Genomic DNA, 12,853 nt, shown 5'->3' with positions numbered 1-12,853 from the left:
CGGGCCCCGCGGGACAGCCCCGCGGCCGGGGGGTGGCCGGTACTCCCCACGACTACATCGCAGGGATGACGCCGGCGGCCGTCCACCCGACGCGGTACGGAACCTGCGGCGCTCGGCGGACGCGGACCCGCGCCGCCCGTCCGTACCTTCGTCGCGGCACCAGACGGGAAGCGACGAGGAGCGGGGACATGAACAGCGATCCGGTGATCGAACTGAGCGGCGTGAGCCGCCACTACGAGGGCGCCCGGGCGGCCCTGGACGACGTCACGCTGAGCGTGCGGGCGGGGGAGTCGGTGGCCGTGCTCGGCCCGTCCGGCAGCGGGAAGTCCACCCTGCTGAACCTGGTCGCCGGGCTGGACCGGCCCAGCGCCGGGACGGTGACCGTGGCCGGGGTGCGGGTGGACCGGCTGGGCGAGGCGGCCTCGGCCCGCTACCGGCGCGGCACGATCGGCATGGTGTTCCAGTTCTTCAACCTGCTGGACGACCTCACCGTGGCCGACAACGTGGTGCTGGCCGGCGAACTGGCCGGCGTCCCGCGCGCCGAGGCCCGGCGCCGGGCGGCGGAACTGCTGGAGGCGCTCGGAATCGACCGCCACACCCGCGCCCACCCGGGCCGGCTCTCCGGCGGCGAGCGCCAACGCGTCGCGGTGGCGAGGGCGTTGATGAACCGGCCGGCCCTGCTGCTGGCGGACGAGCCGACCGGCGCGCTGGACTCGGCCGCCGGCGAGGACGTCAAGGAGCTGTTCCGCGACCTGCACGAGGACGGGCAGACCGTCCTGCTCGTCACCCACGACCTGGCCCTGGCCGAGGACTGCGCCAGCCGGACGGTCCGGATGCGGGACGGCCGGGTCGAGGCGGACTCGGCTTCGGGTTCGGCGGTGGCGTCATGACCGCGCTCGGCAGGGTCGTGCGCGCGGGTGTGCGCAGGCGCCGGACCCAGTCCGTCGCCGTCGGACTGGCCGCCCTGGTGGCCACCACCTGCTCCGTCCTCGGCGGCTCGCTGCTGGTCGCCTCCCGGGCCCCCTTCGAGCAGGCCTTCGACGGCCAGCACGGCGCCCACCTCACCGCACGCTTCGACGGCGCCCGGGCGAGCGCCGACCAGCTCGCCGCCACCGCGCACGCCCCCGGGGTGACGGCCGCCGCCGGGCCGTACCGCACCGTCACCGTCGACCCCGAGCCCGGCTCCGGCACGGACCTGCCGCCCGGGATCACGATGGCGCCGATGACCGTCACCGGCCGCGCCGCGGCCACCGTCGGGGTCGACGACGTCACTCTGCTCCAAGGGAGTTGGCCGCAGCAGCCGGGCGAGGTGGTGATCGAGGCCGGGTACGGCGACAAGCCCCGGCAACCGGGCGGCACCCTGCGGCTGCCCGGCCTGCCGGGCGCGCCCACCCTCAGAATCGTCGGCTTCGCCCGTTCCGTCAGCCGGACCTCGGACGCCTGGGTGACCCCGGACGGCATCGCCGCCCTCACCGCACCCGGCAGCGCCCCCGGCTACGAGATGCTCTACCGCTTCACGGACACCGGCAGCGCCGACGCCATGGCCGCCGACCGGGCCGCCGTGGCCGCGGCCGCCCCCGTCGGGGCGCTCACCGGTGCGCAGTCCTGGCTCACCGCCAAGCAGGGCTCGGACCGCAACACCGCCCTGTTCCTGCCCTTCATGGTCGCCTTCGGCCTGCTCGGGATGGCCATGTCGGTCCTGGTCGCGGGCAATGTGGTGGCCGGCGCCGTCGGCACCGCCACCCGGCGGATCGGCGTGCTCAAGGCGCTCGGCTGCACCCCCGCCCAGGTGGTGCGCGCGTACGTCGCCCAGGCACTGATCCCGGCCGGCGCCGGCACCCTGCTCGGGGTGGTCGCGGGCAACGCACTGACCGTCCCGGTGCTCGCCACCACCGGATCGCTCTACGGCACCACCGCCTCGGGCCTCTCCCCCCGGGTGGACGCCGCCGTGGCGGGCGGCACCCTGGCCGCCGTCGCCCTGGTCGCCTGGGCCGCCGCGGCCCGGGCCGGACGGCTGCGCACGGTGGACGCGCTCGCCGTCGGCCGGACGGCGGGCGGCACCCGGCGGGACGCGTTCGCCACCCGGGCCGCCGCGCTGGTCGCCCGGCTGCCGCTGCCCCGCCCGCTGACCCTCGGCCTCGCCCAGCCCTTCGCCCGCCCGGCCCGCGCGGCCGGGATGCTCGCGGCGGTGCTGTTCGGCACGGCGGCGGCCGTCTTCGCGGTGGGCATGGGCGGGACGATGGGCTGGGTGCAGCAGGCGAAGACACGGGACGCCGGGGACCTCGTGGTGCACCCGACGCGCCCGGACGGCCCGCCCGGGGCGGTTCCGGCGGGCAGGCCGGTCCCGGCCGACCGGGCCGTCGTCACCGCGGCGCTGGACGCCCGGCCCGGCACCGCCACGTACTTCGGCAGCGGCACCGAGGACGTCACCGTCCCCGGGGTGGCCGGCAGCACCACGGTGACCGCCTTCGACGGCGACTCCTCCTGGGCGGGCTACCGGATGGTCACCGGGCGCTGGTACCGGGGCCCGGGCGAGGCCGTCGCCCCGGCCACCTTCCTGACCGAGGCCTCCGTCGGGCTCGGCGACCGGGTGACCTTCACGAGCCACGGCCGGACGGTCACCGTCCGGATCGTCGGCGAGGTCTTCGACCCGCACGTGCAGACCAACGAGCTGTTCACCGACGCCGCGAGCTACCCGTCCGGAGCGGCCCCGACACCGGACTTCTGGGTCGTCGAACTGAAGCCCGGCACCGACCGGACCGCCTACGCCACCGCCCTCGGCGCCGCGCTCGCCCCGGAGCACATGACCGCCGACACCAGCGGGCCGCACGGCTCCAGCGGCTCGATCGCCGCACTGAACTCGCTCACCGCCACCCTGACCGCGCTGCTGCTCGTGGTTGCCGGGCTCGGGGTGTTCAACACCGTCGTCCTGGAGATCCGCGAGCGCACCCGGGACACGGGCGTCACCAAGGCGCTCGGCATGACCCCGGCGCAGACCGTGGGCGTCGTCCTCGCCTCGGTGGTCCCGGTCGGGGCTGTCGGCGGCGCCGTCGGACTGCCGGCGGGCCTGCTGCTCCACGGCCTGACGGTGCCCGCGATGGGACGCAGCGCCGGGCTGACCTTCCCGGCCTCCGCGCTGGACGTGTTCGGCACCCCGGTGCTGGTCCTGCTCGCCCTCGGCGGCGTGCTGATCGCCCTGCTCGGCGCCCTGCTCCCGGCCGTACGGGCGGCGCGGGCGCGCACGGTGGACGCGCTGCGGGCGGAGTGACGGCGAGGGAGCGACGGCGGGCGGAGTGACGGCACGGCCGGTGCGCTCAGGAGGCCCCCGCGCCGTCCGCCTTCCGCTCGTCGCTCTTCTGCTCGTCGCTCTTCTGCTCGTCGGCCTTCTGCTCGTCGGCCTTCTGCTCGGCCGCCCGGACCTGCTCGGCGAACTCGCGCGCGTCGATCCGCTCGACCGAGGCCCCGTGCCGGTCGGCCAGTTCGTCCGCCGGTGCGGGCGAGGACTCCCGGACCTCCAGCGCGAGCAGCGCCCCGCCGTCCGGCACCCGGGGCGAGAGCAGGATCAGCCCGGCGCCGCCCTCGCTCGCCTGGTGCTCCTCGGCCGCGTTGCCGATCGCCGCGCCGGCCGCGAAGCCCAGCAGCACGCCGACCGGCCCGCCGAGCAGCCCGATCAGGCCGCCCAGCACGCCCGAGCCGACGGTGGCCACCCCCGCGCCCCGGGTGAAGGTGTCCGCGACCTCCAGCAGCCCGTCGGCGCTGCGCTCCATCGCCGCCACCATCCGCAGGCCCGGCAGGTGCTGCGCCTCGTCGAAGGCCGGGCGCCAGGCGGCGGCGTCGGGGAAGGTCAGCAGGACGACGTTGTGCTGGTCGCTCATCGCGCTCCGATCGGGCCGGGGCCGGAGGTGGCCGGGCTTTCATCGTGACCCCCGGTGCGGGGCGCTGCCACCCCGGCGGCCTCAGCGCGGCCCGTCCGCCGGGTGGTTGAACACCGGCCCGAGGTCCGGCGGGAGGTGTTCGACCAGCAGGGCGACGGCCTCCGCCGGGGTGGCGGGCGTGCCGAGCACCTCGGAGCCGCCCGGGCGGTGGATCTGGTAGCCGCCGCCGTCCTGCGGCACGGCGAACGGCACGCCCGCGGCTGCCCACGGGAACGAGGTCGACAGGCTGAAGTGCAGGTTGTAGTGGCTGGTCCAGGGAAAGAGCCGGCGCAGCCGGGGCTCCGCGCGGGCGGCCTTCAGCAGGCGCACCAGGCCGTCGTTGCAGCTTCCGGGGCCGTGTCCGATGTCGTGCTGGAGCCATTCCCACGACAGGACGAGCCCCTCCCAGCGGGCCTCCGTGGCGGCCTCGGGGCCGATCGCGCGGGCGGCGGCGAGGTCCGGCAGGACGGGCTTGGGCAGGGCGCCTCTCTGATCATCTGATCGCATGGTGGGCAGTCTGCCCCAACAACATTTCTGACGGACCGTCGGATCATCGGGGTGGATTCCGTGCGCCGGGCGGTCGCCGTCGCCGCCGTGGGCTACTCGGCGGCGCCGCGCAGCCGGCGCCAGGTGCGGCCGACGGAGGCGAGTCCGGTGCGTCCGTCGGCGGGTGCGCCGGACTCCCAGGTGCGGGCGGCCGCAGCGAGGGTCTCCACGGTCTCGGCCGGTGCCGTCGGCGCCGCCGGCGCCTGGGGGGTGCCGGTCCGGGCGGCGCGGGCGGCGCGCAGGAGGTCCGCCGGCCCGAGCGCGCCGAGCCTCGCCCGGGCGTGGTCGAGCAGGGCGGCGCAGGCGTCGGTGATCGCGGCCTCGCCGAGCGGGCGGGCGGGCAGGCCGAGGCCCTCGGCCAACTGCCCTTCCAGGGCGGTGCGCAGGTCCTGGACGGAGAGGTCGCGGACGGTCAGCGACAGGTGGGCGGACAGCCCCCCGGCGCCGACCGCCCGGTGGGCGAAGCCGCGCGGGATGTAGAGCACGCCGCCGGGTTCGAGCACGCCGTGCAGGCGCAGCGGGGAGCGCTCGTCCTCCGGGAGCTCGCCGAGCCGCCAGTCCGCCGCCGTCGGCGCGTCGTGGACGTACCAGGTCTTGCGCCCGGCGGCCTGGAGGACGAACACGTCGGCGTCGTCGCGGTGCACCGCGAGGCCCTGGCCGCCGGCCGGGGTGACGAAGAAGAAGGCCTCCACCCGCCGGTCGAGCTCCTCGGACAGCCGCGCCACCAGCTCGCCGGTCGGGCGGTGCCACTGGTCGACGCAGCGCAGCAGCAGTGTCGCCCCGCGGTGCAGCTGGGCGAGCACCTTCGCGCGGTCCGCGAAGCCTTGGTGCGCCGTGCCGTTGACGGTGCGCGAGGTGGTGAAGGCCTCGGGCGGGATGGTCACCTTGTCGGAGCGGACCATCTCCAGGTAGGGCGTGCGCAGCAGCCCGCCGTCGAAGGCGGCGTCCAGCTCGTCGAGGTCGAACGGCGCGGCGGGCGCCTCCGGGGTCTCCGGGGCCTTCCGGGGGAAGAGCGCGGGCTCGCGCTGCCACTGGCGGGCGGTGAAGCCGTCGACGTCGCCGACCCAGTCGGCCAGTGTGGGCGATTCCATGGTGTGTCCCGTGGTGTCAGGGGTGTTCGGTGGCGCCGGGATGCCGGGATGCCGGGGCGTCAGGCTTCGACCCGCGCCTCGAACCGTACGGAGAGCAGGGAGCGCAGCGGCACCTGCGCGTCCTGCTGCGGGCTGCGGACGACCAGCCGGTTGTCCAGGGCCGCGGTCAGAAACTGCTCGGCCAGCGGCACGATCAGGTGCTTGGCCCAGCAGCGGGCGCCGTCGAAGCCGAAGGGCATGAACCCGGGCGTCTTCTCCGGGTCCGTGACGCCGTCCCAGCGCTCGGGCCGGAACTCCAGCGGGTCGGACCAGTAGTCCGGGTGGCGGTGCATCAGCAGCGGGAAGAGCGCGACGTCGTCCTCGGGCCGGATCTCGGGGTGGAGTTCGGTGTACGCCGCGCCGCCGTTGCGGTACAGCATCCAGGCGGGCGGCAGCAGCCGCAGCGTCTCCCAGAGGACATTGGTGAGGTCGGCGCGGTGCTCCGGCCGTTCCCGTTCCGGGCCCATCAGCCACAGGGCGTTGCCGGTCAGCGCGGCCACGCCGTCGCAGAGGGTGGCCGTCGCCCGCCGGTACATCGCGACGGCCTGCTTGCGCTCCAGCGGGTCGTCGGCGTCGCGGATCAGCCCGGCGAGTGCGGTGCGGCCGTCCTGGTCGGCGGAGCCGGGCCAGCGGGTCACGGCGCGGTCGACGAGCCGGGAGAGGGTGTCGGAGCGGGTGACGCCGCGCTTCCACAGCAGCGAGACCGGCAGCGGGTCGGCGGAGAACAGCCAGCGGCGCAGGTAGGAGGTGCCGGCGTAGGGCCAGGAGCCGGACATGCCGCGCGCCGGCGGCGGGGGCTTGCGGATTCCCGCCATGGCGTCCTGCCCCAGTGCGCGGATGGTGCGCGTCGCGCTGTCGTGGGGGATGTCGGAGCCGGCGGCGGGCTTGTAGACCGAGCGCTCGTTGGAAAGGACGGGGCGGGCCGCGACGATTTCGGCCATCAGTCGGGAGTCCGAGACGCCGACCTTCGCCGGGTCGATCCGGAACACCTTCTCGTCCCTGGCCAGCAGCTCCTGAATCCTCGGGGCGAACACGATGGAATGGCTGCGCGCGGTTGCCGTCGCCATTTCTTCCACGGGAATCCGGCCTCCAATGCGAAATGGCTGGTAGTGCGTTCGGTGCGGCGCGCGGGGGAATCCCGGACGCGCCGTGGCGCCGGCGGGGGCACGGCCGACCCGGGCCCCCGCCAGCGGCTGGCCACGTTAGATAACGTGCAGCACCCACGCGTGGTTCGCGAGGTCGTCGTTCTTCTTGAACTTCTTGACGAGCGCCTTGACCATCTTCATGACTAACTCTCCATTCCGGGGATTGGCGGGAACGGCGAGAATGCCGCACCCGAGCTGTCAGAACTATTCGGCATTCCGTTGCCGGAGGCCGAACCGGTTGATCTGTTCATGGACACTAACCGAAACTTCGCCGTCCGGACACCCCCTCGACAGAGGAATATGCGATCTCTTACGGGGTGTTGACGATCTATTCGATGGTCGAATCGTTATAACCCCTGGATATTCGCGGCGGGGGCGGGGGCGGGGGCGGGGGCGGGGGCGGGGGCGAGGTAGGGGAGAGGGGGGACGGGAACGCGGAAGGGCCCCGCGAAGCCGCGGGGCCCTTCTGTGCGTACGGTGCGCGCGTACGGTGCGTACGGCGCCTGTGACGCGGTCGGTCAGTTGTAGGTCGTGGTGACGGTCGCGCCGCCGAAGCCCTGCTGGGCGTAGAGGCTGAAGAAGACGTAACCGGCCGGCGGGTTGGTGATGGTCAGGGTCTCACCGTTGCCGCTGGTGGTGGACTTGGCCGTGTAGGAGCCGGTGGTGGCCCAGGAGCCGGCGTTGTAGTAGAGGTCGGCGTTGCCGCTGCCCCCGCTGGTGGTGATGGTCAGCTGCTTCACGCCGGCGGGCAGGTTCAGGAAGCTGTAGCTGTAGTTCCCGGTGGTGGCGGCCACGTTGTCGCGGCGGCAGTTCTTGTCGAACTGCCGGGTGTCGGCGGCGGTGCACAGGGGAGCCTGGGTGGTGGGCAGCGAGCCGCAGTTGTCGGCGCCGCACTGCTTGAGCCAGGTGGCGAAGTCGGCGTCGTACGAGGTGCCGATGGTGGTCTTCAGCAGGGTGCGGGCGCCGTTCCAGTCGCCGGCGCGGTACTTGGCGAGCAGCGCGTCGACGTCCTGCGGGTGCGACTGGAGCATGTAACGGACGGCCAGGTAGCCCCAGTTGTAGACGCGGGTGGAGTCCGCGTTGTCGTAGGTGCTGTCGAACAGGGTGCTCAGGGTGTAGGTGCCCTTGGCGGCCTGGGCGACCGCGGCGTCGTAGTGCTCGCCGCGGTAGCCGTAGGAGACGTACTCGGCGAGGCCCTCGACCCACCAGATGGTCGGGGTGGTCATGCCGGCCTCGAAGTCGCCGTACATGTCGTAGCGGCCGTCGAGGTAGTGGGTGTACTCGTGGTTGAGGTTCCAGATCTGGAACTGGGGGCGCAGCCAGGAGGCCTCGTGGGCGATGAAGCGGGCCTGGTTGCCGGCCTTGGCCGGGTCACCCTCCTCGTACATGCCGCCGTTGTCGACCTCGATCTTGTACATCTCCCAGGCGTACAGGCTGTAGTTGTAGTAGTCGTCGAAGACGACGACCTCGAGGTTGGTGTTGTTGTCGTTGGCGACCGGGCCGCCGTCCTTGACGATCTTGTGGAAGTACGCGTCCTGGTTGATCAGGCTGGTGCAGGTGTCGGTGAGCTGCTGCGCGGTCATCTCCTGGGCACGGATGCGCAGGTTGGCGTTGCAGGTGCGCTCGATGGGGAGGACCAGCGGGACCAGCTTGGCCGGGATGTCACAGGTGCCGTAGAGGGAACAGTTGTCCTTGTCCTTCTTCTCCGCGAACCAGAGCAGGTTCATGGTGAGCGGACCGGTGTTGCCGACCAGCGGGTAGCGGTTGATCAGGTCCTTGAGGATCGGCCGGCCCTGGGCGCGCGTCGCGTCGTTGGCCACCAGGTTGCCGAGCTGGATGCCGATCTTGGTGACCAGGTCGCCGCCGTTGATCAGGCCGCTGTTGCGGGTGACGAAGGACGCCGCGGTGGTGGCGAAGGACGGGTCGGCCTGGAGTGCGGAGACGAACTCCGGCAGGTCGAAGCCGCGCTCGATGACGGTCTCGGTGTTGGCGACGGCGGTGGTCATCGCCGCGGGCCAGCTGCCGGTGTAGTCGTTCAGCAGCCGCTTGACGACGCCGGTGTAGCGGGCGTTCTCCTGGGCGCTGTCGATCAGGGTGACGGCCTCGGCGAGGGTGGCGCCGTTGGCGTCGGTGGCGTCCTTGCTGTGCGGGGCGGCGTAGAAGGCGTCCAGCGCGCCGCGGATGGCGTTCTTGAGGCCGTCGCCGTACGGGCCCACGACATCCTTGTTGTACCACTGCACGTAGTAGCCGGCCCGCAGGAAGAGCACCAGCTGCCCGGCGGAGGTGGAGTTGTCGCCGGGGTAGGTGGCGGCGGTGTCGCGCAGGGCGTTGGCGACGGTGACCATCTGGGCCTCGTTGAAGGCGCCCTTGGCGTCGTTGCCGGTGACCTGGAACAGCGTGTTGACGCAGTCCAGGCCGGACGACTTGACCTGCTGGACCAGCGCGGCACCGGACTTGCCGGTGAAGGCGGAGACGTCGCAGGCGGCCGCGGCCGAGAACTGCCGGGCCGACTTGGCGGCGCCGACGGAGCTGCCCGCCGTCGGGGCGGTGGCCTTGGCCCGCGGGTCCGAGGCGAGCGGGCGGGCGTCCTCGGGGGTGTCCGGGGACTTGGGCACGGGGATCGTGCGCGGCGCGGCCTTCCCGGCCGAGGCGGCGGGTGCGGCCGGGGCGGCCGGGCTCCCGGCCGGCGCGGAGCCGGGGGTGCCGGCGGCCTGGGCGGCCGGCGCGAACAGACCGAGCGAGAGGAGAAGGGCGGTGCCGAGCGCGGGCAGTCTGCGCGCGGCGTCCTTCGCTATCGAGGAGGGACGCATCTGTGGGGGCCTCCGGGGCCGTTGAGGGTGGGGGAGCCGTGCTGCGTGGGGCACACGGGCCTTGCTGTGTGACATGTAAAATGGCACAACGGAGAACGCGGAGGGAAGCCCCGGGAAAGGATTGCCGGGCGGCGAGACCGAAACGTTGTCAGGTCCGCCCCGGCTGCCGGGTGCCGGGTCCGTGGAGGCTCCGGGTCCGACCGGGAGTCGCGCGCGGGCCGGGGATCGCACGGGCGTCAGGCCCGCATCACCCGCCGGGGGCCCGGCGTCGCCGCCGCCCCGCCGCAGTCGCCCACCCCTCTCCGACCGGCGCGCCGAACCGCGGCCATTGTGCCCGACGGGGTGTGAGGAATAAGCAGGAGCCCATGCTTCGTTCTTGCAACTGATACGCAATAGTGTTGTCCCGGCACGATCACCGCAGCACCACCGCACCACCACCACCGTTCAACCCGCCGAAAGGGGCCGTGTCCTGATGGGCACCTACACGCTTCCCGACCTGCCGTACGACTACTCCGCGCTGGAGCGGGCGATGTCGGCCGAGATCCTGGAGCTGCACCACTCCAAGCACCACGCCGCGTACGTCAAGGGCGCCAACGACACCCTCGACCAGCTGGCCGAGGCCCGCGACAAGGAGCAGTTCGGCGGCCTGGTCGGCCTGCAGAAGACCTTCGCGTTCCACCTGTCGGGCCACGTGCTGCACTCGCTGTTCTGGCAGAACCTCTCGCCCGAGGGCGGCGAGCGCCCCGAGGGCGAGCTGGCCGACGCCATCACCGAGCACTTCGGCAGCTTCGAGGCCTTCAAGAAGCAGCTCACCACCGCCACCACCGGCGTGCAGGGCTCCGGCTGGGGCATCCTGTCCTGGGAGCCGCTCGGTCAGCGCCTGATCGTCGAGCAGGTCTACGACCACCACGGCAACGTCGGTCAGAACACCACCCCGCTGCTCGCCTTCGACGCCTGGGAGCACGCCTACTACCTGCAGTACCGCAACGTCCGCCCGGACTACGTCACCCGCCTGTGGGACGTCGTCAACTGGCAGGACGTCTCGGACCGCTTCGCGGCCGTCAAGAGCGCCTGACCCGCAGTGGGTGAGGGAAGGCCCCGGACCGGTCGGGCGGTCCGGGGCCTTCCCCTTGCGCCCCAAGGGGCCGCCCGTGCGGGCGGGTTGCCGTCGGACACGGTCGACGGACCGATGGATGCACCGATCCGCTCGCTCGATTCAACCCGGCGTTCGCCCACGGGTCGCATACGGTCCGTATGCTCGGGCCACTGTCGGTGACCGGCGGTCGACGGCCTCCCGGCCCGTCCGCTCCTGAGCGAAAGGGCGCCCGATGGCCCCGCGTCTCTCCCTCGTCGTCCCGATCTACAACGTCGAGCGCTACCTCGGGGAGTGCCTGGACTCGATCGCGGCCCAGACGTTCGAGGACTTCGAGTGCGTCCTGGTCGACGACGGCTCGACCGACGACGGCCCCGCCATCGCCAAGGAGTACGCCGAACGGGACCCGCGCTTCCGACTGGTCCAGCAGCGGAACCAGGGCCTCGGCGCCGCCCGCAACACCGGCTGGCGCCACCTCACCCCCGGCACCGAGTACCTGGCCTTCGTCGACAGCGACGACACCCTGCCGCCGCACGCCTACCAGCTGATGATCGGCACCCTCGACGAGACCGGCTCCGACTTCGCCGCCGGCAACGCGCTGCGCCTGCGCACCACCGGCCTCAGCCCCTCGCACGGCCACCGCCGCCCGTTCCGCGAGACCCGGCTGCGCACCCACGTCGGCGAACTGCCCGCGCTCGTCACCGACCGCACCGCCTGGAACAAGGTCTACCGGCGCACCTTCTTCGACGGCGCCGGCCTGCTCTACCCCGAGGGCATCCTGTACGAGGACGCCCCGGTCAGCGTGCCCCACCACTTCCTCGCCGAACGCGTCGACGTGCTCGCCGACCCGATCTACCACTGGCGGGTGCGCGAGGACGGCGACCTCTCCATCACCCAGAAGAAGACCGACCCGCGCGGCCTGATCGACCGCGTCCGCTCGATGGAACTCGTCCGCGAATGGCTGCTCGCCCGCCCCGAGCCGGCCTTCGCCGACCACCTGCGCGCCTACGACCGCAACTGCCTGGTCGAGGAGATCCCGATGTTCTTCTGGACCCTCCCGGACGGCGACCGCGCCTACCGCGCCGCCTACCAGCAGCACGTCACCCGCCTCCTGCGGGCCATCGGCCCCGAGGCGCAGAGCGGCCTCAGCCCCCAACTCCGCCTCAAGTACCGCCTCACCCAGGCCGACTCCATGCCCGCCTTCGTCGCCGTCCAGCGCGCCCACCGCCTCGCCCGCCGCACCCGCCAGGCCGTCCGCCGGGGCTGACCAGGACGTCGTTGCGGGATCATGGGTCCTGTTCGGGGGCGGTTCCACGACGTTCTGAGGTGCGGGGCACATGGGTGTGACGGCAGCGATTCTGAGTGCGTTCCCCGAATCACTGAAGGGGGCGGTCGGCCTGACCCCGGAGCAGATCTCGCTGATCGAGGAGGATCAGGGAGTCGCCCTCCCCGAGGACTACCGGGAGTTCCTGGCACTCGCCGGCGGCGGCGGGTTCTCCGCGCTGCGGGGAGAGACGTACGCGTTCCCGGAGATCCTGGGGATCAAGGATCACGCCCGGGAGATCCTGAAGGAGTCGGCTCCCGGGCAGTCGCTCGACGGCTGCGTCGTGTTCATGGCCCATCAGGGGTACATCTACTCCTTCATCGGCCCGGCGGAGGAGGGCGGGAAGACCTACGAGGTCGCCGAGGGCCACGACGGAGTGCACGAAGGCGCGGCCTCCTTCGCGTCGTTCATCCACGGAACGCTGCGTGCCTTGTACAAGTGACCCGTCCGAGCCGCCCAACTGTCGTCGCGCAGGACAGCAGCGCCCAGGACCCCCTATCACATCGTCCCGTCGCCCCGGATGCCGTGCACGATGCGCTGGGCGGTGGCGTAGCCGTTCGCAATGGTCTCCGGAACCCACTCCACGCCGTCCCACCGCAGAATCAGACGAGGTGCGGACGGGCTGACGTGCGAGGCGACTTGTCGGCCGTCCAGTCGGACCGCCTTCAGCTCGCCGACCGGACGGCGGAGAGCCTCCCGGCAGGCAGCCCACAACTCCAGCGGCTCGTCCCACTCTCCCACGAATCACTCCAGCGCTGAGGCACGCTCATCCAGGTCCTTGACGCCGCCTCCCACACGGGGCTGCGGATCGTTCCTTGCTTCTTGAGGCGGGCGACGAGCTTCACCCGCAGACCCTCGGAGGTCATGTGCGTCCCCGGATCCTCCAGCGTC

At 72.9% G+C, this 12,853-nt stretch carries 11 protein-coding genes; 5 read left to right on the top strand and 6 right to left on the bottom strand.

Annotation, left to right across the window (positions count from 1 at the left end):
- Window positions 1–188 precede the first annotated feature (188 nt).
- Both ACFVUY_RS28365 and ACFVUY_RS28360 read left to right on the top strand, forming a co-directional pair.
- Window positions 189–890 carry an ABC transporter ATP-binding protein gene (locus ACFVUY_RS28365; RefSeq protein ID WP_387734530.1) on the top strand — a complete coding sequence of 234 codons (702 nt, stop codon included), beginning with the start codon at window positions 189–191 and terminating at the stop codon, window positions 888–890.
- Window positions 887–3,268 (top strand): FtsX-like permease family protein, encoded by a 2,382-nt coding sequence (locus ACFVUY_RS28360; protein WP_387734527.1) that lies wholly within the window; start codon window positions 887–889, stop codon window positions 3,266–3,268. The genes ACFVUY_RS28365 and ACFVUY_RS28360 overlap by 4 nt, the downstream gene beginning before the upstream one ends.
- Before the next feature lie 46 nt (window positions 3,269–3,314).
- Here ACFVUY_RS28360 and ACFVUY_RS28355 read toward each other — a convergent pair whose 3' ends face one another.
- From ACFVUY_RS28355 to ACFVUY_RS28335, 5 genes are all read right to left on the bottom strand, one after another.
- The gene (locus ACFVUY_RS28355; RefSeq protein WP_387734525.1) at window positions 3,315–3,875 is read right to left on the bottom strand and encodes a hypothetical protein; all 561 of its coding nucleotides are present in this window, start codon (window positions 3,873–3,875) and stop codon (window positions 3,315–3,317) included.
- A gap of 81 nt (window positions 3,876–3,956) precedes the next feature.
- The gene (locus tag ACFVUY_RS28350) at window positions 3,957–4,421 is read right to left on the bottom strand and encodes a DUF6193 family natural product biosynthesis protein (RefSeq protein ID WP_387734523.1); all 465 of its coding nucleotides are present in this window, start codon (window positions 4,419–4,421) and stop codon (window positions 3,957–3,959) included.
- 92 nt (window positions 4,422–4,513) lie between these two features.
- On the bottom strand, window positions 4,514–5,551 hold the full coding sequence (locus tag ACFVUY_RS28345; protein WP_387734520.1) for a JmjC domain-containing protein: 1,038 nt from the start codon (window positions 5,549–5,551) through the stop codon (window positions 4,514–4,516).
- A 59-nt stretch (window positions 5,552–5,610) separates the two neighbouring features.
- Entirely contained in the window at window positions 5,611–6,657 is a 1,047-nt protein-coding gene (locus ACFVUY_RS28340; RefSeq protein WP_387688495.1) for a cytochrome P450, read from the bottom strand.
- 596 nt (window positions 6,658–7,253) lie between these two features.
- Complete coding sequence (locus ACFVUY_RS28335; protein ID WP_387734517.1) at window positions 7,254–9,545, bottom strand: M9 family metallopeptidase; 2,292 nt, start codon at window positions 9,543–9,545, stop codon at window positions 7,254–7,256.
- 472 nt (window positions 9,546–10,017) lie between these two features.
- On the opposite strand from ACFVUY_RS28335, the gene ACFVUY_RS28330 reads away from it, so the two are divergent.
- The 3 genes from ACFVUY_RS28330 to ACFVUY_RS28320 all read left to right on the top strand — a co-directional run bounded on the left by ACFVUY_RS28330 (window position 10,018) and on the right by ACFVUY_RS28320 (window position 12,404).
- Entirely contained in the window at window positions 10,018–10,620 is a 603-nt protein-coding gene (locus tag ACFVUY_RS28330) for a superoxide dismutase (protein WP_380349579.1), read from the top strand.
- Window positions 10,621–10,873: 253 nt separating this feature from the next.
- Entirely contained in the window at window positions 10,874–11,905 is a 1,032-nt protein-coding gene (locus ACFVUY_RS28325; RefSeq protein ID WP_387734515.1) for a glycosyltransferase family 2 protein, read from the top strand.
- A 70-nt stretch (window positions 11,906–11,975) separates the two neighbouring features.
- On the top strand, window positions 11,976–12,404 hold the full coding sequence (locus ACFVUY_RS28320) for an SMI1/KNR4 family protein (RefSeq protein ID WP_387734513.1): 429 nt from the start codon (window positions 11,976–11,978) through the stop codon (window positions 12,402–12,404).
- 56 nt (window positions 12,405–12,460) lie between these two features.
- On the opposite strand, the gene ACFVUY_RS28315 is transcribed toward ACFVUY_RS28320, so the two are convergent.
- Entirely contained in the window at window positions 12,461–12,703 is a 243-nt protein-coding gene (locus ACFVUY_RS28315) for a DUF6087 family protein (protein WP_387734511.1), read from the bottom strand.
- Between the last annotated feature and the right edge of the window lie 150 nt (window positions 12,704–12,853).

Origin of the sequence: Kitasatospora sp. NPDC058063 (assembly GCF_042885395.1) — a bacterium.
Lineage (GTDB): Bacteria > Actinomycetota > Actinomycetes > Streptomycetales > Streptomycetaceae > Kitasatospora > Kitasatospora lactacystinica.
The sequence above is the reverse complement of the archived record's forward strand: the minus strand, read 5'-3'. Positions and strand labels throughout refer to the sequence as shown.